Annotated in this window: 14 protein-coding genes, 1 tRNA gene and 5 pseudogenes; 13 read left to right on the top strand and 7 right to left on the bottom strand. The window is 34.8% G+C overall.

Translation table 11 applies throughout. From position 1 onward, the window contains the following. Nucleotides 1–160: 160 nt before the first annotated feature. Together ACFINS_RS03925 and ACFINS_RS03920 are read right to left on the bottom strand one after the other, a co-directional pair. Entirely contained in the window at nucleotides 161–388 is a 228-nt protein-coding gene (locus ACFINS_RS03925) for a hypothetical protein (protein ID WP_375612386.1), read from the bottom strand. Then, nucleotides 385–1,047: a lysozyme gene (locus ACFINS_RS03920; RefSeq protein ID WP_375612387.1), complete on the bottom strand. Its 663-nt coding sequence runs from the start codon at nucleotides 1,045–1,047 to the stop codon at nucleotides 385–387. The genes ACFINS_RS03925 and ACFINS_RS03920 overlap by 4 nt, the downstream gene beginning before the upstream one ends. Nucleotides 1,048–2,074: 1,027 nt before the next feature. Here ACFINS_RS03920 and ACFINS_RS03915 point away from each other — a divergent pair. Continuing rightward, nucleotides 2,075–2,275: pseudogene (locus tag ACFINS_RS03915) on the top strand (helix-turn-helix transcriptional regulator). Between the two features lie 87 nt (nucleotides 2,276–2,362). On the opposite strand, the gene ACFINS_RS03910 reads toward ACFINS_RS03915, so the two are convergent. Beyond that, a tRNA-Thr gene (locus ACFINS_RS03910) sits at nucleotides 2,363–2,438 on the bottom strand. A 454-nt stretch (nucleotides 2,439–2,892) separates the two neighbouring features. Between ACFINS_RS03910 and ACFINS_RS03905 the strand changes: the two genes are divergently transcribed. The 6 genes from ACFINS_RS03905 (at nucleotide 2,893) to ACFINS_RS03880 (ending at nucleotide 8,279) form a co-directional block, all read left to right on the top strand. Then, on the top strand, nucleotides 2,893–3,069 hold the full coding sequence (locus ACFINS_RS03905) for a SlyX family protein (RefSeq protein ID WP_375612388.1): 177 nt from the start codon (nucleotides 2,893–2,895) through the stop codon (nucleotides 3,067–3,069). A 1,034-nt stretch (nucleotides 3,070–4,103) separates the two neighbouring features. Continuing rightward, nucleotides 4,104–5,531 (top strand): amino acid permease, encoded by a 1,428-nt coding sequence (locus tag ACFINS_RS03900; protein WP_375612396.1) that lies wholly within the window; start codon nucleotides 4,104–4,106, stop codon nucleotides 5,529–5,531. 40 nt (nucleotides 5,532–5,571) lie between these two features. Then, nucleotides 5,572–6,252, top strand: a complete 681-nt coding sequence (locus tag ACFINS_RS03895) for an energy-coupling factor ABC transporter ATP-binding protein (RefSeq protein ID WP_375612389.1) — start codon at nucleotides 5,572–5,574, stop codon at nucleotides 6,250–6,252. Further along, nucleotides 6,249–6,905 (top strand): energy-coupling factor transporter transmembrane component T family protein, encoded by a 657-nt coding sequence (locus ACFINS_RS03890; RefSeq protein ID WP_375612390.1) that lies wholly within the window; start codon nucleotides 6,249–6,251, stop codon nucleotides 6,903–6,905. The genes ACFINS_RS03895 and ACFINS_RS03890 overlap by 4 nt, the downstream gene beginning before the upstream one ends. Beyond that, a complete protein-coding gene (locus tag ACFINS_RS03885; RefSeq protein ID WP_375612391.1) occupies nucleotides 6,906–7,463 on the top strand; it encodes a biotin transporter BioY in 558 nt (185 codons plus the stop codon). Between the two features lie 249 nt (nucleotides 7,464–7,712). Further along, nucleotides 7,713–8,279, top strand: a complete 567-nt coding sequence (locus tag ACFINS_RS03880; RefSeq protein WP_375612392.1) for a biotin transporter BioY — start codon at nucleotides 7,713–7,715, stop codon at nucleotides 8,277–8,279. Between the two features lie 51 nt (nucleotides 8,280–8,330). On the opposite strand, the pseudogene ACFINS_RS03875 reads toward ACFINS_RS03880, so the two are convergent. After that, nucleotides 8,331–8,477 (bottom strand): annotated as a pseudogene (locus ACFINS_RS03875) (single-stranded DNA-binding protein); the annotation flags it as partial. 725 nt (nucleotides 8,478–9,202) lie between these two features. Here ACFINS_RS03875 and ACFINS_RS03870 point away from each other — a divergent pair. Then, nucleotides 9,203–9,253: pseudogene (locus tag ACFINS_RS03870) on the top strand (hypothetical protein); the annotation flags it as partial. Between the two features lie 246 nt (nucleotides 9,254–9,499). Further along, a complete protein-coding gene (locus ACFINS_RS03865) occupies nucleotides 9,500–10,357 on the top strand; it encodes a hypothetical protein (RefSeq protein WP_375651367.1) in 858 nt (285 codons plus the stop codon). Here ACFINS_RS03865 and ACFINS_RS03860 read toward each other — a convergent pair. Continuing rightward, on the bottom strand, nucleotides 10,350–10,880 hold the full coding sequence (locus ACFINS_RS03860; RefSeq protein ID WP_375612394.1) for a hypothetical protein: 531 nt from the start codon (nucleotides 10,878–10,880) through the stop codon (nucleotides 10,350–10,352). The two genes, ACFINS_RS03865 and ACFINS_RS03860, sit on opposite strands and share 8 nt — an antisense overlap. Before the next feature lie 574 nt (nucleotides 10,881–11,454). Beyond that, nucleotides 11,455–11,691, bottom strand: a complete 237-nt coding sequence (locus tag ACFINS_RS03855) for a hypothetical protein (RefSeq protein ID WP_375612395.1) — start codon at nucleotides 11,689–11,691, stop codon at nucleotides 11,455–11,457. A 202-nt stretch (nucleotides 11,692–11,893) separates the two neighbouring features. Here ACFINS_RS03855 and ACFINS_RS03850 point away from each other — a divergent pair. From ACFINS_RS03850 to ACFINS_RS03835, 4 genes and pseudogenes are all read left to right on the top strand, one after another. Then, a pseudogene (locus ACFINS_RS03850) lies at nucleotides 11,894–13,884 on the top strand (DUF637 domain-containing protein); the annotation flags it as partial. Between the two features lie 62 nt (nucleotides 13,885–13,946). Next, on the top strand, nucleotides 13,947–14,516 hold the full coding sequence (locus ACFINS_RS03845; RefSeq protein WP_375700876.1) for an SMI1/KNR4 family protein: 570 nt from the start codon (nucleotides 13,947–13,949) through the stop codon (nucleotides 14,514–14,516). A 52-nt stretch (nucleotides 14,517–14,568) separates the two neighbouring features. Then, nucleotides 14,569–15,033 carry an SMI1/KNR4 family protein gene (locus tag ACFINS_RS03840; protein WP_375647426.1) on the top strand — a complete coding sequence of 155 codons (465 nt, stop codon included), beginning with the start codon at nucleotides 14,569–14,571 and terminating at the stop codon, nucleotides 15,031–15,033. Between the two features lie 743 nt (nucleotides 15,034–15,776). Further along, the gene (locus ACFINS_RS03835; protein ID WP_375612592.1) at nucleotides 15,777–16,415 is read left to right on the top strand and encodes a hypothetical protein; all 639 of its coding nucleotides are present in this window, start codon (nucleotides 15,777–15,779) and stop codon (nucleotides 16,413–16,415) included. A 307-nt stretch (nucleotides 16,416–16,722) separates the two neighbouring features. Here ACFINS_RS03835 and ACFINS_RS03830 read toward each other — a convergent pair. Continuing rightward, nucleotides 16,723–21,708 (bottom strand): annotated as a pseudogene (locus ACFINS_RS03830) (DEAD/DEAH box helicase). Between the last annotated feature and the right edge of the window lie 1,088 nt (nucleotides 21,709–22,796).

Here is a 22,796-nt window from a genome sequence, read left to right as displayed (position 1 = left end):
ATTATATTTTTATCACTTTATTTTCCGTTTATCTCTCCAACCACATAAACGTTCACCTTGTTCGTTATGTTTTAAAATATCTCTCGCCAAATTTGGACTAATGACATTGATATCTTGTCGATTCAAATAAATTGGCAGCCATCCAATACAAGAAGTTCGTTCATTGGTCGCGCAACCAGCTAGAAAGCTTAGTGCGCACATCAGCATCACTTTTCTTATTAATTTCATTTTCTACCTCAAGCCGTGTTGTCGCTATCTTGAAATCTTCTTTTGTTTGCTTTTGCTTCTCAACTTTTTTCCCAAGAAAAAAGGCTTTGACTAAAGCTATAAGAAAAGCTGCTATGAGCGCTGACGTCATTGTCAGATATTTTTTTATCCATAAAATCATAGGCGGTGTTCCTGAAAACGTTTAGCAATGTATATCATAGCTGTACAAGCGGCTAAAACCATAATGCCTGCTAGAACCCATTGAACAGGACCATTTCCTGCAAAAAGACCTCCAAGCCCTGAAAAAGAACCTATGATTGGGGCAAGAGCTTCTACTTTGCAAATACCTGTTACGCCTTCTGGTTCTACTACATGATAATTGGGGGCAACATGAGCTCCTTTTGCCCATAATCCTGCTTCGGTTGCTCGGCGATTGACAAGACCTTGGATACGTTTTCCTCCCACTCTTGTCCATTTTTGCAATTCGGTTGGTATCGCTTCATATTCACCTTTATTAAGCTTTTTTAAAAGTGTAGAACTGCGAAATGCTGTGATTCCTACATTATAGCAAAATGATACTAATGCCGCGAATTGTTCATCGTTTAAAGGAACGGTAACGGCTTTTTCAACAACAGCTTCATACTCCCTCAAGTCCTGACAAAGGATTTTTTCAGCTTCTTTTTCCGTAATTTGCATATCTTTGTGAACGCTTGGGGCACCAGCAGCACTTGTATGTCCATAACCAATTGTCCAGACACCACCAGAATCTTCATAAGCTGATAAACGCAAGCCTTCCAATTGCTTAATCAATACAAGCCCTTCTTTTGATATTTTTCGCATTATTTTTACCTATAAAAAACTACACAAAGCAGGATATGAATTAAAAACTTACATCTACTCATTTTTAAGAACAGAACAGCGAAAGGGCATAATAAATTCAAAACATCCATAGTGGATTATTTTAAGATCCATATCATTTTTTTGAATAAAGGTTATGCTAAATACTATTCATTTCGCAGCAATTGATCTCCATCTAAAGACAATAACTTTATAATAATTCCATTTATAATCAGATAGATTTCACTCATAAATTCTTACATTTGATCCAGAATGATTTAGAAGAACTTTACTTGAAAAAACTTCAATAATTCCGATGACAAAAAGCATTTTTAACAAAAAATAAGAGACATAATAATTAATGAAATAATTAGGTGTTAATTTTTAAGTAATTTCAAAAGTCATAAATTGCACCACAGAATTTTTTTATAAAAACAAAAAAACATTATAATTTAATATTATATATCTAAAAATTATCTTAGAATCAATAAGACATATACATAACGTGTTATACATATTTAATAAAAAAATCTATAGTTAATTTAATTATTCTTTGTTTTTTTTCCTAATTGCTTAATTTCATTAAAAAATACCTTTATGAAGGATTTTAAATAAACTGTTATATAAAAAACATAATGAATGTTTCTCCTCTCTTACAGTCTGTTTCCAACTGAAACAATATATTAGTGGAGCATATTCAATATATAGACCAATGATATTTGATAGTTTTTTAAAGAATATTGTACTGTAATAAATTTGAACAAGTAGTTCGGTTTCATATATTTTCTTTTTCATATGAAGCATTTAGTGGGGCGTTCGGGTCCAATGGTATCATCTTTGTCTGGTGTTGTATTGGCTACGTTTCCAGCAGCCTCTTAAACAAATCAATCAAGCTATTGAAATCTTTTTAGAGGCAATAGCACAAGAGACACAAAAGATTTTGACAAAAAGCTGCTTGACAATATAGGAAGCTCTCTCCTCCTAGCATCCCAGTCCATTCACATAACATAAAAAATAAAAAGGCAATGAGATGATATTTGATGATGGCAATAGATATGTAATAATACGTGAGTGTGCACAGCTTTTTAGTATATCCACAACAACGATTCGCAATTGGATGCTTCAAAGGGGGCCGGAGCCATATAAGCTAGGGTGAGCAGTGAGGTGGAGAAAGAAAGAGATTTTAGCATTTACTCCAGAGAAAAATACGGAGCAAATAACAATAGATTAGATAAAATTGCATAAACCCTAGAAGGTGGTCTTCAAACAGATAATTAATTAAAAAAAATATATATTTCAATATGTTTAAGAAATAAAATGGTGCCGCATGCCGGATTCGAACCAGCGACCCCATCATTACGAATGATGTGCTCTACCAACTGAGCTAATGCGGCATAGGTTTGTAAGTCAATGAGACAAAACTAATTTGAGGGTAATAGCTAAAAGTACGTATAAAAGCAAGAATGCATTTTTTCAATAATTTATACATATGATAATAATTTGAAGGAGAATTATGTAAAAGTCAGAGGAAAGTATTCTTTGACCTTAATGCTATAAAATGCTTTTCAATTTACGATAGCACTTAAATTAAGAAGCTGGGAATGTAGATCTTTAGGATGAAAAATGGTGTCAAGATAACTTAGTAAAGATAAAAACATTTTCTGATTCTTAAGAAAGAAATTTGTTGCATAGAGTGATTGGGAAAATAAAGATCATCATAAACCTTTTATAATGTGCAAATAGATGAGTAGAATTAGTTGAGAAGTTACTTCTCATTTTTATGGGAAGAAAAAGGGAGGAGGATTAATAAAATTAATCACGTTTTTTATTTTAGAGGGAGTAAAAATCATGTCGGATGAAGATCGGCTGATAGAATTAGAAATGAAGCTAGCTTACCAAGAAAAATTCATTGAGGAACTTTCTCGAGAGGTAACTAATCAATGGAAAAGTTTGGATGAGATATCTAAAAAAGTTGATATTTTAGCGAGACGATTTTCAGATTTAAAAGAACTAGAGTGTTACTGAAGCTGTTATCTTACCATTTTCTCAATAGGGAGAAGGTGCGAAATATTTTTTATCACAATTGCAATTATTTACAGATGAGTCTTTATTTCACGCATTTTGTTAGACTTGTAGAATAATTTTTATAAGCTTCTTCATTAATTTTAATAAGTTCCAATCTTATAAGGAGAGCTGATATTAGAAGACGTTTTTTTATGTGGGGTTTCTAGTACGAAAATTAAGAAAAGTTTTTGTAGAGTATTAAAGAAGCAGCTATAGAAAAATATATGAACTGCAATATTTTAAGTTTTTTCTGTACAGAGTTTTCTTATAGATGGGAGGTAGATTTATTCGCTAATTTTTTTTTAAAATTGATACAAATAAAGTGATGTTATCGTTATCTATAGAAATCATAAGTGAGCGCCTATATTTATAATGAAGCGTTTTAATTTTTTCTGATGATCAAGTGATCTTCAGTTGTTTTAATAGAGTGAGGGGTTTTAAGCGACATCGATTATGTTATAGTACAGAGGGCTCTAGAAGTTTTTTTAAAGATCAAATGTACTCTTCGTTATATGTATATGATATTTTGTGAAAAGGCTTTTGTTTTTCGTAATTTAAGATACAAAATACTATTGCTAAAGCACCAAAGATAGACCATGCGGGTAAATAAGTGAGAGTAATGCAAATTGAGGACAGAAAATCAGGCATTACCTTGCATAGAGATTGATTAAGGTGATAGATATCTGTTTGCAGAAGGCTTGTTAAAATTTTATTAAAGGGGGTTGTTGTCCAATGTGATGTGATTACAGAGTGTGCGTTATCAATGACCAATGCTATAATGGTTAGTGTAACGAAAATGAAGGACATTAATTTAAATAAAGGGTGGAGCATATTTTTTCTTAAAACTTCAACGGGACATACGTATAATGCACAAAAAAATAAGGAGTTGCATTATGATAAGAAAATAAGTTTACGTTTGTTTTGTGTTTTTTGAAAGAGGTGCCTAATTTTTCAATAAAAGTTGAGGTTAAGTTCAACAAAAGTAGTGAGGCATGATGTCTGAAAAAAAGCACGAGGAATTGAAGCGTAGCCTTCAAAATCGCCATATTCAAATGATTGCTTTGGGTGGGGTTATTGGGACAGGACTTTTTTATGGGTCAACCGAGGCAATTCAATTAGCTGGTCCCTCAGTTATTTTATCTTATCTTGTAGGCGGGCTTATTATGTATTTCATTATGCGAATGCTTGGTGAAATGTCAGTAGAAGAACCGTCTTCAGGAGCATTTAGTTTTTTTGCTTATAAATATTGGGGGAGATTAGCTGGTTTCATAACAGGTTGGAATTATTGGTTTCTTTATATTCTTGTGAGTATGGCTGAACTTACAGTGATAGGGTTTTACCTTGATCATTGGATTTTGATTGATCATTGGAAGACATCTTTCATTGTTCTTTTATTTGTTACATTTGTTAATTTGTTTAATGTTCGTTTTTATGGAGAATTTGAATTTGCTTGCGCTTTGATCAAAGTGGCTGCTGTTATTGGTATGATTATTTTTGGAATTTTTCTCATTGTCACTGGACTAGGGGAAAATCAAGCGAATATTCATTATCTTTGGGACCATGGCGGTTTTTTCCCTTATGGAGCAGTAGGGGTTGTTTTAGCAACTTCTGTAGTAATGTTTTCTTTTGGAGGAACGGAGCTTATTGGTATTGCTGCTGGAGAGGCATCTAATCCACAAAAAACAATTCCAGCGGCTATTCGTCAAGTTATGTGGAGGATTATAATTTTTTATATTGGTTCTATCAGCATTATTATGATAATCAGCCCTTGGAATATGATTGGAAAAAATGGTAGTCCTTTTGTCACAATTTTCGAGACTATAGGAATTCCTGCTGCTGGTCATATTTTGAATTTTGTGGTGATTATGGCTGCTATTTCTGTTTACAATAGTGGCATTTATTCTAATGGCCGTATGCTTTATAGTTTAGCTGTACAAAAAAATGCACCACATATTTTTAGTAAACTGAGTGCTGCTCGTATTCCTTATATTGCTATCCTTTTTTCATCATTATGTACGGCGTTGATTGTCGTTGTTAATGCTCTTATTCCTGATAATAGTTTCATGCGGATCATGGCTCTTGCAACTGCAGCAGCAGTGATTACTTGGGCTATTATTGTTATTGTTCATTTGAAATTTCGCAATGCCCATAAGAACAGAAAGGGCGATTTTATTTATGCGTTTGGTTTATATCCTTACGCTAACTATCTTTGCCTCTGCTTTCTTGCTTTATTATTTTGCATTATGTTTGTCAGTGGTTTTGGGAAAAATGGATTGATGACTCGACTTTTTGATATGATAGGAATAAGCGTGCCTTTCCTTGAAGCATATATTCCTGTACAGATGCCTGATATGAGTTTGGCAGTCATTATTATTCCTCTATGGTGCTTGTTATTACTTTTAGGTTATAAACTGAAGCGATAGAGAAAGAAGAGCTAATAAAAGGGATTGATTGGAATAAGCCTTGGGGATTATAAAATTTGATGAGGTAACACAAGTTTTTGGTGATTTGTGTGTTTTAAGAAATATTACTGTACAGCTTACCGAAAGACGAGTTGCTATTATAGGTGCGAATGGTTCTGGAAAAAGTACATTTGTTCGCCTTATTAATGGGCTCCAATTACCATCTCATGGTTTTGTAAGCGTTGATGGGCTTGATACCAAACGCGATGCAAAAGCAGTAAAGCGTAAAGTTGGATTTGTTTTTCAAAATCCCGATAATCAGATTGTTTTACCATTAGTTGAAGAGGACTTATCCTTTGGTCTCAAAAATTTAAAGCTTAATAAAGATGAAATTAAGGAGCGTGTAGATGAAATTTTACAGCGCTATGAACTTCAAGATTTCAGAAATCACGCTGTCCATTTATTAAGTGGTGGGCAAAAACAACTCGTTGCTATTTCTAGTGTAGTTGCAATGAAACCAGACTACATTATTTTTGATGAGCCGACGACATTACTTGATTTGCGAAATAAGCATCGCGTTACGCAAGTGATAGAAGAATTACCACAAACGGCAATAGTTGTATCGCATGATTTAGAGTTTTTGAAAAAGTTTGATAGAGTGCTGGTTTTTGATAAGGGGGAGATAGCAATTGATGAAGTACCTTTTGTTGCTATAAAGGAGTATATAAGAAGAATGTCATGATCGGTTTATATATTCCGAGGGATACATTTATTCATAGGTTAAGTCCTGGAGTTAAGTTATTATTTCTTACGGCCTGTGGAACTTTTATAATAATGGTTTCTTCCATAGCGCTTCTTGGTTTATTTTTGTTGTTTGTCATCTTATTCTATAGAGTCGCCAAGATCCCTTTCAAAACTGTGATAAAGCAATTTAAATCGATGGGATTGCTTTTAGTTCTTCTATTTGTATTTCAAACTATTTTTAGCGGTTGGCTTACGGGGGTTGAGGTCATATTACGTCTTGTTATCCTCTTTTCTTTATCATCAGTTATTTCATTCACAACAAAAGTGTCAGATATGGTGGATGCAATTGAAGCAGGCCTCCAGCCCTTTCGTTGTTTTGGTATAAATCCATCAAAAGTGAGTATGGTTATCTCTATGGCGATCAGGTTTATTCCTCTTTTGAGTGAAAAGTTTAATGAGGTACATGAAGCACAGCAAGCACGAGGACTTAATACTAACATTGTCGCTCTTGCAATACCTTTAATTATACGGACTATAAGAATGGCGTCAGAAGTGGCTGAAGCATTGGAAGCGCGTTCTTATGATGCTGATACTATTGATACAGCATCTCGTAATAATCAGAGTTTTTATAGTAAAAAAAAGAAGAATTAAATGAATACAAAAGATTTAGTTTATATTGCTTTATTCGCCGCTATTTATGCTATTTTGGGCCTTTTTCCTTCTATTTATCTTCCTTTTCTTCTAGGGGTACCTATTACAGCTCAATCGATGGGACCGATGCTAGCAGGGTCTATTCTTGGGGCAAAAAGGGGTGCTTTAGCGTCACTCCTTTTTCTTGTTCTTGTTTTGATTGGATTACCTCTGTTGCCTGGTGGTCGCGGTGGGATCAGTGTCTTTTCAGGAATTGCAAGTGGTTATTTAATAGGTTTTCCATTTGCCGCATTTTTTATTGGTTTAATGGTAGAGTTGTTTTGGCAGCGGTTAAATTTTATAACATTATTTATGATAAATACTTTTGGTGGCATTGGGATAGTTTATTCTTTTGGTGTTCCATGGACAGCGTATATGATCAAAGTTTCTTTACTGAAGGTTTTAATGGCTTCATCAGTTTTTTTGATAGGCGATTGTTTAAAAGTGTTGATTGCATCCTTTATTGCACTCGCGATTAAAAGATCTGTTCCTCTCATTCATTCAAAGCATAATAACTAAAATAAATGTATTATTTTGTTATTATATAATATTCATATATCACTATTATTGAATTTAAATATAGTAATTTATGATGTAATTAAACATTGTAGAATCTAATATGATTCATATAAGTGATGTTATTAAAATAAATTATTATAGTATTTTTCTCTATATCTAAGGCATTTAAAGTGTACTTTTATAAATATGATACTTTTTATTAATTATACAACAATAACGAAAGCTTTTCCCTAGTGAAGGAATAATTCAGTGAATACAAAAGATTTAGTTTATATTGCTTTATTTGCCGCTATTTACGCTGTTTTGAGTCTTTTTCCTCCTATTTATCTTCCTTTTTTGCTGGGTGTCCCTATTACAGCTCAGTCTATGGCTCCGATGTTAGCAGGCTCTATACTTGGAGCGAAAAGGGGAGCTTTAGCATCACTTCTTTTCCTTGTTCTTATTGCGATTGGGTTACCTCTATTGCCTAGTGGTCGTGGTGGAATTAGTGTTTTTTCAGGAGTTACGAGTGGTTATCTGATTAGTTTTCCATTTGCTGCATTTTTTATTGGCTTTATGGTAGAATTATTTTGGCACCGGTTAAATTTTATAATATTATTTGTGATAAATACCGTGGGTGGCATTGGGATAGTCTATTCTTTTGGAATACCATGGGTGGCTTATATGACACAGGTCCCTTTGCTGACAGTTTTAATAAGTTCATTAGGTTTTTTTGTTAGTGGTTTCTTGAAAGTGCTGATTACATCCTTTGTAGCGTTGACCATTAAAAAAACCGTTCCTCTCATTCATTCGGAAAAAGGGGCAGTTTTGTACTGAAGAACAAGTTTTTCCAAATGTATGTAGATTAAAAAGCACTACGGAATATCATTCTGTTTTGTTTACTTTTTTATTGGTATTTTTATCTGCATAGCTCTCAGAGGTAGCCATACAAAAATTGAATGTTGCGGCACCAAAATTCTTTTTTCTTTCAGGAGCAGCTCTCAAATAGCCAATTAATATCATTTTATTCAACATGCTTGTAAGTTTTATTCGATTTGCATATTATATGCATAAAGGCTTAGAATAATTTATTATTTTTTTAATATTTTTAGTTAATTAATCACTAATTTTTAAATTATATTAATTGTACAAAAACATGGATAATTAAGTGTTCATCTAAAACTCTTGATGTATATAATACCCTTATAAATGTATTAATATAAGGTATAAAAATGAGATTTGAATGGAATGAAGCTAAAACAAAAAGTAATCTTAGAAAGCACCGTGTAAAGTTTTGAAATAGCTGCATATGTTTTTTCTGATCTATTCTCCATAGCTAAACAAGACCGTGTTGAAAATGGAGAGTATGGTTAGCAAGCTTTAGTGCTTGTGGAGTTTTTTTTATTACTATTCGTAGTGCATACTGTCCATGACGATAAAGATGGCATAGAGGTAATCCGTATTATTTCAGCACAGAGAGCCAACTCGAAAGAAAAGAAACGTTATAAAGAAGAAAGTTCGTTATAAAATCGAGGTAGGTAACTTATCGGCTTTGACAGATGAACAGAGAGTTGAAATTGATAAATTGGCTGTAATGTCGGATAGTGCAATTGATCATAGAGATATTCTGTCACTCAATGATGAGTTCTGGAAAGACGCCGTTTTCAATCCATTCTGTAAACCCATGAAAACTGTCACAACTGTGCGTGTGGATTCAGACGTACTAGCGTGACTTTAAAAGTCAAGGGAAAGGATATCAAACGCGGATTAACGCCATTTTACGTGATGCCATGCTTTGTTCAATGCACTGATTTCTCCTCCACTTAAAAGCAGGGAAGGGGGAGCCCATATTCTAAAAATCTAACTAGCTCTCACTGCAGAGTTCTCTAAAGTTCGTATTGCTTTTGCAATTAAAATTTTATAGCCTTAATTTTCAGCCAAACGATTCTAAATGACCCAGTATATTTGCGATACACTACACTCACATAGTCACTAAGATAACTTAGACAACATCTACCACCCGCTAAGACTATAGACATTGTAATTATGTTAATTTTATGAATACCCTTAACTTTCTTTCTTATAAATATAAAATAGATCCAGCCTCAGAATTAGTTAATATCAATGATGCTGATAAATTTTTAGAGGAAGGAACATACCGTTTTAACCGTGATAATCAATGTGTTACCTTAATAATTGAAAAGTTTTCTGTGAACTCGAAGATCTGCTATTGGATTTATGTTTTAACGGGAGAAAATAGTCCTTATAATCCGGAAGTGATTGATTCTGAAAATGACTTTCAGAATATTCCTAACCCACGTCCTAGAAAATATGTTGAACAGAATAAGCAATATTTTGGAATTTTGATTCCTATAGAGTTAACTCTTTTTTCTTCAAATAAAGAGTTAAACAAATTCTTGCAGCTACACTACAAAAAATCTTTTCCCCCGAAAACGATTGATATCTCACCTGATATTGTTGGTAAGGAAGAGTTCGAAAAAAAATTGCTTTTAATTAAAGAAATAAAACTGAAATATACACAACCAAAACAACTAGATTTTTTTGCAATGCAATCAGAAGACAACTTGCTAAAGATGGCTAAACTTTTGTTGGGTGAATTTCCCACGGATGATTATTCTGAAATGGAACTTGACTTGGGTATCAAATTTAAAGAAAAAAATAATTTAAAGAATTATTTTTTGAATCTTTTTAAAAAATATAAATTAAATCCAGCATTTAAAAACATAAGTTTTGTTGGAAAGACACATAATAATTTTGATATAATATTTAATACTGAAACTTTTCAACATAAATTTGCTATTAAAACGAGTAAAAATGATAATGGTATGTATAATGAAGGTCATATAAAAGAAAAATTAAAGCATGAAATCGTAAGTTTTACTGTATCTATTTAATAGAGCACTGTAGCGTGTAAATAGATATATTTATTAAACTGCGTGTACGCAACATAAGGAAGAATACACAGAATAAAAAAAAGTACCAAATTATAATATTTGAATATCCAAGAGCAATATCTAAGTACCAAAGTATGGTATCCAATGAAAAAGAAAACTTGTGCTCCACGTACTTAGAAATGACAGGCAAAGAAACAGTTTCTTTATAACTACTTGGGAAAATTAAAACGACAAGCGCTAAAATTATTAACTTTAGGAGACTGTGCATATACTGATGTAACTCACATGTTAATTTCTTCCAACCTGTTGTATTGCCGCATTTATATTGTGGGTTGTTTTGCAACTCAGAAGGGATATTAGAATTGCATAAAATTGCAAAAACAGTTGTTACGATCACCAAAGAAATAGACGCGAATGTCAAAATACCCTGAATAAAGTCAAGATTTTTTCTTATTCCTAAAAAACATAAAAATATAAAAATTATAACGCCAAACAAGGCTTTTCTCTTCTTATCTGTAAACATATTTATTTCCTGTGAAAAAATTATGATTCAATTTCTTAAATTATTTTCTGATATAAAAACACAAACTACCTTTTAGTCTTTTTAGCATTTGCTTTTCTTTTAATAGCAATGTCTTCTACTGCATCCAGTTGCTTTTAATATTTTAGTTAACCTCGTCTATGATTTATCTATAGTTGATGATAGCTTTAAACACAAAGCTCCATAATTACAAACTCTTGCTTGCATTTTGATACCCAAATCCACCTTTCAAAAAAGCCCATCGCACTGGCAATCCTTTCATAAAGATTAAAGAAAAGCTCTGTTATTTCAAAAGTACACGAAAGGGAATCATAATTGCCGCAACATTTTTTGCGCTGATGCTGGCGACTCATGTTTTAAAAAACAAATATTTTGAAATTCGTGTATCCTAAAATCCTTAATTTGTATTAATGGATTTATTTACTTTATAAATTTGATACTATAGAGCCATTTTGGCTTCTAGAAATATATTGTACATTAAAAAAACTTTTTAATCACTCTTTAAATGCATATCCAATCCAAAAGTGATCAGCACTTTTCACTATTTTGCTATTTTTTAGAAATCTATTTTAAATTCTCCTGTCATTAGTTCATGAAGAGTTTTGGCTCGTGAAAGAAGATCTTTTTCAATCTCTTCACAATACTTAGAAAAATCTGTTGCTCTTGGAATGATTTTTTTAGACATGCTTTCTACGTTGCTCTGCAAAATGCGTTTAAAGGACTCTTTCAAAATCAATAAGGAAATACCTTTGAGTTCAGTTTGATAAGCTTGAGAAGAGGTGTTATCGTCCATATCTTTTCGCTTGTGGAAGCTACCACAAGAGAACAAGCGAAAAAAGTATTAGAGATATCATCATTTGAAGCTTTTACAGCAATAAACCTGTGAAGCCATATGCAAGTCTCAAGTGCATTTTCTTCATTCGGTTTTTGTTTTTAATTTTCCATACAACACACTGCTATTTCAGGCTATTACTTTGGGTTGATTAAGATTTGTAAGGAAAGTTGATTGGCAAGCAGTTAAGGCTGAATTTAAAGACTGGGATTATAAAGCCCAAGGGCTGACAGAAGCCGGTGCGGCTCTCGTGGCATTGGCTGTCACGGCGGTTACGGGTGGAGCAGCCTCGGGCGCTGCCAGTGCCATTACCGGTGCTTTGGGGCTTGGCTCTCGAGCACCGCCATGAATGCGGCGATACAGGCTGGTGTCCAAGCGCTGATTAACAAAAGCGCTGTGGCTCTTGTCAATAATCGCGGCAATATTGCCGGCGCCTTGCATGAGCTTGGCTCTTCAAAGAATGTTCTCAGCATTGTCTCGTCGATGTTGACGGCGGGCTTAACCAGCCAAATAACGGAAATGGCAGGTGTTGGACAATCTTTGCCTAAAACGGCTCCTTTTGTCGATCGTATCGCCAGTGAAGCGGAAAAGAACCTGATCAAAGCCGCCATTGGCACGAGCGTTCAAACGGCTCTTGAGGGTGGCTCTCTTGACAAGAACTTTTTTAACAATCTGCGCATCGCCCTGTCTGATACGGTTGGCAAATCGTTGGCGGAAGAAATCGGTACCGCCAAGGCTGAAGGCAAAATAGACACGGTCACGCAGATCGTTGCCCACGCCGGTCTTGGCTGCTTAAAAGGCGCTGTTGCGAGCGGTGCTTGCTCTGCCGGTGCTGGGGGGTGCTGTGGGCGAAGCCACAGCCATGCTCCAGTTTCAATTGTGGGTGCAAGGCATTGTGAAAGAGGAAATGGGGGATCTAAACGGTCGCACCCCAACTGCGGAAGAGGAAGCGCGTATAAACGCAAAGATTGATGCGCAGTTTGCTGACTTTAGAGATCACACCATTGATGTCGCACGGGCTGCCGGGGGCGTTGCTGCTGCCATTGCCGGTAGCGATGTTGATGCCGGTGCCGATGCCGCAGGTAATGCCGCTGCAAATAACTACCTCAGCAGTGCTCAACAAGCTCAGATGGAGAAAGAATTAAAGGAGTGTCCTGACTTTTTATGTGCAGCAGAAGTGTCTGCGAAGTGGACTGCGATTAGTACAGGGCAAGATATAAGCTTTGCGGCAGGTATGGTAGCTGGTGTCCCGGCTGAAATATACGATACGGTTGATGGTTTTTTGCAAATAGCCAAACATCCTAAAGAGACTTTGAAAGCGCTCAAAGATTTTTTCAGCAGTGGTGAGATTTTGGCGACAATTGGTCGGACCCTTGGACAGTCCTATGTAGATCGCATTAATAAAATGGAGGAGGAATATGAGCGAGCTGGTGCTGGTGGTTCCTTTAATGCTGGACTTGAATTTGGAAAATTATTGACTGAAACAGCATCCCTAATGACAGGAGTTGCTGGAGCAGCCAAGGGAGGCATAAAGCTTGGCGAAAAGGCTTGGATTAAATTCATGGCTAGGAAAGATTTTGCCCAATTCGCTTCCAAGAAAAATCTTGCAGAACTTGCAGCTCAAGGAGATCCTGACAAATTTGCGGCGAGGAAAGAACTGACCAAACTTGCTGCTAAAGAAAAAAAGCTTTGGTTAAAAAAGAAACCCACTAAATTTACCGATAGCAAATTTGGACAGACTAACAAAGCCTATCAGAGAGATGATTTGTTTGATCCTGACAGAATTTCTAAATGGACAGTAAACAAAAAAGAAGTGTGGGGCACCAATGTTGAGAGAATGGAAGCAGGAAGAGCACCGATAGGATTTGATGGAAGGTCTGTTGAATTGCATCATTTATCACAAACGCCTGAAGGGCCCATAGCAGAAATGAGCAGGGAATCTCATAACAAATATAATTCCGTGATTCATGCTCCTTCCAAAACACATCAATCGCTTATAGAGAGAGACAAGTTTGGTAATTGGAGAGAGGAATATTGGAAGGAACGTGCTAAAGGGTATAGAGAACAAACAATAATTTAGGAGGAATAATCGACATGAAATGGAGTATCATAGGGATAGATTTTGACAGATGGGGACAGGAGCACCGGCAGTAATTCTCTACGGTTGATGAAAAGAGAAAAAAGAAACTTATAAAATAATTTATGGAGGATAATTGATGAAAACCTATACCTTAGATGATGTTGTAGAATTAGTTGATAAATATAATGATATTATCAATTTTCGTACTGAAGAAAATGCGGCTGATGATCTACGGATTGAAAAGGCGGAGAAAGCTCTCGATTTGCAATTCACATCTTCTTATAAGAGCTTTTTAAAAAAATATGTAGGAGGAGAAATTGGTGGTGAAGAAATCTTTAGCCTTTATAAGGAGTGTGGAGCAGATATCCCTGGTGGTGATATTGTTTTCCAAAACTTAAATGATAGAAGAGATGGTTTTGCAACATCAGAACAGCTTGTCGTGTGTTACGCTGATTTTGATGAAATTTTTTATTTTGATTATACGCAGTTTCGGGATGGAGAATGTCCAATCTATGTTATGTATCCATTGGATAATTGCGAATATTACGCCAGTAATTTTTATGAATTCCTTTGCAAAAGAATTAAAGTACACGCGGGAGAAGAGATACTTGATGGTGACCAACCGATTGAAAAGACTGAGAACACTCCCACTCCGCAACCTATCCCTTTTTACAAGAGTTTTTGGAAAAAACTATGTAAGAGGTGAAATTGATAGAGGGAATATGGAGCGTTTATAACGCAAGTTTTGAGGATCATCTATGAAAACCTATACCTTAGCTGATGTTGCAGTACTAGTTGATAAATATAACGATAGTATCGATTTTGGCTCTACAGATGAAGTAGTTGATGATGCACTGATTGAAAAAGCAGAGAAAACTCTTGGTTTGCAGTTTACGTCTTCCTATAAAAGTTTTTTAAAAAACTATGGAAGAGGGGAAATTTGTGGTGAGGAAATATGTAGCGTTTATGATACAAACTTTGAGATTGTTCGTAGTGATGATATTGTTTATAAAAACTTAAATTATAGAAAAAATGGTTTTGCAACGCCACAACAACTTATTGTTAGTAGAACCGATTTTGGAGAGACATTTTTCTTCGATTATTCTCAATTCCAGAATGGAGAATGTGCACTCTATTTTGATTTTCCACCCAAAGATCCACAATATTATGCAAGTAACTTCTATGAATTCCTCTGTAAAAGGATTACAGATAATTTGAAGTAAATTTCTTTGTATGGTGGTTTTATTTTCAAATTGCAATGTTAAACCACCATTATTTTTTTTAAATGAGAGAAAATTAAAATCAATATATTTCAATATGTTATTATTTTAATGATACAACCTTTTAAATAGTAACCCATAAATTCAACTAACAATATATATTTGTCAGTTATGTGTCAGTAAATTGAACTGACAAAATAGATTATTTTAGTGAGTGATTAAAACATGTCTTATGAAAAGCGTATGATCCTGTAAAGCCTTTCAAAAGATAGCTTGTAACTCATATGAAATGCTATCAAGATCATTATAGTTATGAGTTTTGAAGGGGTTTTGAGTTTTGAGGGTTGCCCCTTTTAGATAAAAAAACGATAAAAAGTAAAAACGTTATTTTTCAATAGGTTAAGATTTTACAGATCTTAAAAAAACAACTCATATTGATAACACAACCTATAAATTCAACTAATAATATACGTTTTGAGGGGGGGTGACGGTTTTTACACCTTCAAAACCTATAAGCAAAATGAATATACATAACTCTCTTTAAACAAAGCTTTTGATAACAATAAAGCACTCATTTTAGATTACGGTATAATCTCTTAAAGGCAATGTAAAAAAATCTAATTCACTTTAAGAGTGGATTTCTTAAATTTTGCAAAACAATCTAAAAAAATTATTTAAAAGTTCAAATCGTATCTTTAATTTGAATTATAAATACATTATTAGACTTTTGCATTAATCAAAGGTTTATGATGATGAAGTTTTTTATTTTACTTTGTTTGTTAATACTCACAGCTTGTGGTCCTATAACACATTTGAACGGAATTGTTGATCCAAACTACAAGGGACGATTTCAAACGAAAAAGGTGGTCATAGGAGGTGTTGGCATGTCTATTTCTGAGCAAAAAGAACTTGAAGACACCTTTGAGAAATCCCTCGTTAAATACAATGTACAGATATTGAGAGGATTAGAACTTTTCCCTCTAACTCGTAATTATTCCTATAACGAGAAAGAGGAAATTATAACAAATAAAGGCGCAGATGCACTCCTAATAGTTAGCGTTGATAATCGTGCTATATCACAGACGTATATCCCGCCAACATATCATCCGGGAACCTCTACAAGTACTATTTCGGGATTTGGAAACTTTGCTACCATAAAAACTGAGACGACACCAGGTTATGTGACCGGTGGATATAATATTAGTAAGCCCGCCATAAGTGTTAGTGTTTATCTTATTCACCATACAAAAAACAAAGAAACCATATGGCTAGCAAAAGGCTATAGCGATGGAAATGCTTTTGCATCATTTTCTAATCTCATAGTAAGCGTTGCTGAAACAACTGTTGAAAAACTAGCCAAAGAGGGGCTTATAGTCCCAAAGTAGAGTTAGGAAAATAGCAGCATAATCACGAATTTTAGCCACAAGGTCGATGTTAATAAAGCTATCATTTTAGATTACGGTATAATCTTTTAAAGGCGATGTAAAAAAATCTAATTCTATTTAAGAGTGGGTTTCTTAAAAGTCTTAAAGCAATCCCAATAAGAGTGTTTAAAAGTACAAAGCCTTATTTTTAGAATAACGCATATTAGGATTGTATCTAATCAACTTAACAAAAGAGGTATAGATTATGGTTATAAGCTCTATACCCCTTATGCGTTTATCATACCCATTATATGAGCATCTTTATAAGTTATTCAGTTTCTCTTAATACCAATTTGGGTAAGTTCTTAACGATTTTCATGGTTTCTAAACTTACCGTAATAACCCTTTGAAACAACTCCAATGGGTAAGCAGGGTTGCCAACGGTTTCAACAGCATAGCGATTGGCATCATTCACAATACCACTCTTTTTATCAGTCTTTACACATTGACGCTCCATAACCCATTCAAGAGCGGGTTTACCATTAACGATATACTCATAAGCTTCAAGAGGAATATCTGTCATGATGATATTGCTATTATAAAAAACAGTCGATTTATCCTTTTCCTTACTATTCCCAGAAAATTTCATTTCAGTCACGTAATAGAATTTTTCGGGATTAGAGCTCTCTGTAACTTTTGGATTACCCTTTTTAAAGGTCACTGGATAAGGTTTTACATCTTCATAATTCATGTGCAAATGACCGAGTTCACGCCCTGCTGTTACAAACTTCCAAAAATCTTCAGCAGTTTTTACACAAGGGATACGAGGCAATTCTTTAGAGAGGTTATCAGCATAACGGGCACGATAATCTTCCGAATGAAGTAGACCATAAATATAATAGAATAAATCATCTTTCGTGATAGTTATCATTCGGATAAGCAGCTTTAAAATGTGCTAATCCTTCATCAGTAATGGCATCACGTCTCTGTAAACCAGCTGTTTTACTTTCTTCTGTAGAAATTAAAAATAAATGAGATTGTTTCTTGTTTTTATCTTTTGAGACCGTAGTATCTTCGTAAATATAGCGTGGAAAGCATTGACCAGTATGCACTGCATGAAAATTAGGTAAAGCCTTAGTCATTAAAGTAGAAAAAACTGTTTGAGCTCCCGTACCTGTAATTTATATTACTTGATTTTCAACCGCTTTTCCCATTGGGAATATACGAGGCATCTGTAAAACCAATTCATTGAAAATGCGATTATAATAAAGCCATTGTTGTGTAAAAGGACGATATAAACTTTGCGTGAAACATGCTTCTTCGAAGTTGAAAGTCTTTCTTTTTACCAATTCTTGTTTAAGAGCGCGACTCCAACTTATTTTTTTAGCATCTGAATTTACAAAATTGTCTACAATATTGGTACGTGTTTTACGGTCAGCATGTAAATAGGTATTATTAAAACGTTTTACCTCACTATTATAAAAGGCTACCATATTACTCATATTTTTTGATAAAGCATCACGGCTAGAGTTGTATGTCCAAGCGTCACGATTGGTTTTTATACCACATGAAGAAGCTTCAAATAGTTTTTTATTATGCCCTTTTTTATCATCTAAGGCGAGAAACGTTTCAAAACTTTCATTACGTTGATGAATCCAATCACCATGCTTATCTGGTGTAATTATTTGCCAGCCTTGTTCACGTGTAATACTACCAACACTACCAAAGTCTTGAATCATTCCAAGTTTTTTTCGGTAGAAAGATTATTGCCAATATCATGATAGTAAATTTTACACTCTCCAGACACATAGGGATTTTTGATAAATATTGTAACAGCAATACCAGTCATACTACCACTACCAAAAACATTCTCTCCTTCTTGAGTTGCTCCATTGCTTAACATGTTTTTACGGATATCTCCCCGTAAATTAAGCACATAAATACTTGTAAATTCATTGGCTAAAGATTTTCGTAAGCTGTTCATTGTTGGCTTGTCTATGTAACCAGAACCAGAAACAAAGCCGATTACCCCAGCATTATCAATACGGTCACTAGCCCAGCGAATGGCACGAATATAACTGTCATAAAGCGCTTGTATATTCGTAACTTTCGATTGAGCAGCATAAGTTTCACGAATACGTTGATCTAATATGGGATAAGGAGTATTCTTCGCGTTATCATTGGCACTTTTTTGACCTGTGGAATAAGGAGGGTTACCAAGGATAACTTTGATATCCAGTTTCTTTTGATGCTCCAAATATTCACTGTTTTTTTTAAATAATTTTTGCAGCAGATTCTTCTCTTCAAGCATCCGAAACGTATCAGTCAAACCAATATGTTTGAAAGGAATGTACTCTCCTTTCATGATACTATGATAGGTCGATTCAATGTTAATCGCTGCTATGTAATAGGCTAGCAAGACAATCTCATTTGCGTGGATATCATAACGGTATTTATATTCCATATCCTCTGGTTTGATGAGATTGGATTGTAATAGCCGTGTGATAAAGGTCCCAGTACCCGTAAAAGGGTCAAGAATAGAAACACCACGTGATCCTAGACTTTTTCCAAATTCATGACGCAACACATCATCAACAGAATGAATGATAAAATCAACAACCTCAATGGGAGTATAAACAATGCCTAATTTTTCTACTGTACGCGGAAAAGCATAACGGAAAAATTCATTGTAAAGCTCTACAATTAAACTTTGTTGTGCTTCAAGAGTGGTAATTCCACGCGTGTAAAATTGTACACTCTTAGAAATATTTTTGAGATCTTGAGATTCTTCTTTAGGAGTAACTTTATCAAGGGCATTGAGTACACGTTGTAAAGCGCAAGATACGGGATTTTCTTGAACAAACTGATGCCCCTCAAATAAAGCATTAAAGACTGGACGCGTCACAAGATGTTGCGCAAGCATTTCAATCGCATTTTGTTCGGAGATAGTTGTATTTAAATTACTACGTAATTCGGTCATAAAATCATTAAACACCTGCCGTGTTTCAGTTTCTGATTTCGTCAAAACCTCAGTTAAGCGTGTGATATGAGTTTGAGCAAGATCACCAACATTTATTGCCCATTTTTTCCAATAGCTAGGGTCGTAAAATCTATTAACAATAGCAGTTTTAATGACATCTTTACATTTAGAAAAAAGGGGGAGTTCTCCTTGTTCTTCACATGTGTGAGAGGATTCATAAGTTGCTAACCCAATATTAAGTCCTGAATACTCTAATTTTGAGCGTATAGGTAAATCATCAATAACCGTGGTCGTATCTTCTAACGCAAGTTCTTGAGAAGCAGCAACAATTTCAAGAGCATCGCTTACGTCTTGTTTTTTGTGCATATGGTGAATTATTTTATTAAAGTTATCATCATGAGCACGTAAAGCATTGAGAACTTGCCAGATGACATTATACTTTTGGTTGTTTTCTAAGGCTATTTCCGGCGGAATGTCAGCGGGTATCCCAACGGGTAGAATGATATAGCCTCTTTTTTTACCCTCTGCTCGACGCATTACACGTCCTATTGCTTGAATAATCTCAATTTGACTTTTTCGCGGGTGTAAAAATAGAACGGCATCAAGAGCAGGAACATCAACACCTTCAGAAAGACAGCGTACATTGGTAAGTACACGGCAGGTATTTTCCCCCGCATCTTCCTTTAACCATTCAAGTTGTTTTGTACGCTCTTTAGCACTAAAGGTTCCATCAATATGGGCAAGGGTACAGTTAAGAGGAGGAGTATCTTTATAGTTCTTATGAAGAGCGCGCAAAGATTCTTGCACTTTTTCTTTTTTGAATCTCTTGCATATGCGTTTAGAAGTCTCAATATCTTTGCAAAAAGCTAAAGCTCTACGCATGGGCTTGGGGTCATCTTCAAGATCAAGTTTCAGATCCATTTTGGTAAGGGCTTGATAACAGCCTATGATCTTGGTTTTATCATCAAGAATAAGTTCATAATTCTCATCGGTCATCAAATGCTGAATAGATTCAGCAACTTCCTCTTCATTAATACCCAAAACAATAATCTTATAAGGTGCTAAAAGTTCATTCTGAACGGCTTTTGAGAATGTATAAGTATAAAGCTCTTTTCCATAGAGCTCTTTATCATCCATAGAGGCTAGAACGGCATTGATCTCATTGGCTTGCTTTTTGGCATCATCGGTAAAGATCTTAGGCGTTGCTGTCATATACAGACGTTTTTTGCCTCGAATGATGCTGTTATCATGAACCTTGATAAATTCAGATTCATTGTCTTCAGTTCCCAATGAAGCCCCAGTGGTACGGTGTGCTTCATCGCAAATGATCAGATCAAATTCGGGTAAATCATACTTTTTTTGTGCATCCGAAATCACTTGGATGGAATGATAAGTTGAAAACACCACGGTCATCAGATCATGTGAAACCTTACCCGCTTTGCTAGCCAGTTCTTTTGCATCCGTGGTAGCAGGCAAGGCAAGATCAGAGCTATCAAATTCAAGAGCATCATTTTTATTATTCTTACGACGCTTACCCACTTGTGTATCGGAACACACGGCAAAGGAACGCAAAGGCACTTCTGTATCTTCTGTCCATTCACGAATTGTTTGAGAGATAAGAGCAAGAGAGGGCACTAGAAACAATACGCGCTTGCCTTGACCTGCTATGGTTTCTGCTATCTTAAGACTTGTAAAAGTCTTGCCCGTACCACATGCCATAATCAGCTTGCCACGGTCTGCTTCTTTTAAACCTTCACAGACTTTCTCAAGGGCTTCTTTCTGATGATCTAAAAGCTTTTTCTTTGATTTCTCTTTAAGAACAGCTTGTCCTTGTTCTTTATAAGCCCCCCAATCGGTTTGACTGTTTTCTAAATCAAAAAGGTTTATGCGTTGAGGGCGGATTTCTTGCCCCTCACAAGTCAGTTCAACATTATCACTCCAATCTGTTTCGGTGCTATCAACCAGAATACGACGGGTGAAGATCTTTTTGCCCGAGGCAGCAATAAAACTATCAATATCTTTTTTACTGATCTGATGGTCAGCTTTATAAAACTTACATTGAATAGCCACATATCCCTCTTGATGACGAAGCTTTGCCATCAGATCAATGCCGATATCATTTTTATTCCAACCTTCACGCTCTTTAGCCCATTCATAATAGCTCTCAACCGTTTCATATCGTCCAAAATGGAGAGGGTCATGCATAAGATAAGCCATGACAAGGTTTTCAAACAGCGTTCCCAATTCACGGGGTGATTTTGCTTGTTGACGATAATATTCCAAGAGAGAGCGTAAAGAGACATGTTCATGATCATAATGATGAGGGCGAAGCATAAAGAATAAACTCCATGACAATATATTCTATTGATTAATTCTCTTCAAAGGAATCAAAACGAAGCTTATTAAATCCATTTTGAGTAAATGGTGAAAAAAATGCAGAAAAATGCGAAAAAACGGATAAATTTTTTTCAAAAGGGTTTTTAAAGGTACTTATCCACAGCCCATGACATGGAATAAGATCAGCAAAGTAGTGAAATTTTCTGTTTATTTTATGGAAAAAAGACAAATTTGATATGTGCTTTTAAGATATCATAATGAGTATTTTGATAGGTTTTATGAGTCACTAAAATAGTCTATTTTGTCAGTTTAATTTACTGACACAAACTGACAAATATATATTATGGATTGTATTTAAGGTTGTATTGTCGATATAGGTTGTATCATTAAAATACTAACATATTGAAATATAATGTTTTTAATTTTCTCTCATTTAAAAAATAATATAGGCTCTAAAAAGAACTGACAACACTGACAGCACTGGAGAAAACTCTTCTGTTCAGATCATTATCTTTGGAGAAAGGTTGCTTAATGCGCTGTACAGAGAGTTTTGCCTATTTGAGTAGAAAGTTTTAAAAGAGATTTCTTATTGTTTTCTATGATGGTTTTTGACGACAGAATGTGCTTGATAGCACGATGTCTCGTTTATATGCGTGTTGAGTGGTTTAGAGGAGCTGGAGAGTGAATTTATCTCTAATTATTGATAAATATATTGTAGCATTAAACTGGGGATATTGATGTATTAACCATTGACGGGCTAAACAGTTTTGTTTAGAGGTTTTTCCATAGAAATGTGGGGGAGAGATCTTCAGCAGTTAAAATAAAGTGGTTTTTGTAAAATAAAGCAGTTTTTGGGTGTCACTTTTTGGGTCACAGAGGCATGTGCTTTTGTTAAAAGCGTTATAGGGCAGTGGCTGTTTTGAGTGGATTTATTAGCGGTTCCATGAAGTTCTTTTAAATCATGCTTCATGAATAGTGCAAAGCGGGGGCAATCTGTATTGTTTTGTGTATTTTTACGCCAAAGTTCTCTTTTGAGAATTTTTCGTGCCATTGTTGTTTTCTTTGGCTTGTTTACAGGTGTAAAT

This window comes from Bartonella sp. AA2SXKL (genome assembly GCF_042197205.1).
Taxonomy (GTDB): Bacteria; Pseudomonadota; Alphaproteobacteria; order Rhizobiales; family Rhizobiaceae; genus Bartonella.
This window is presented reverse-complemented; position numbering and strand designations above follow the sequence as displayed.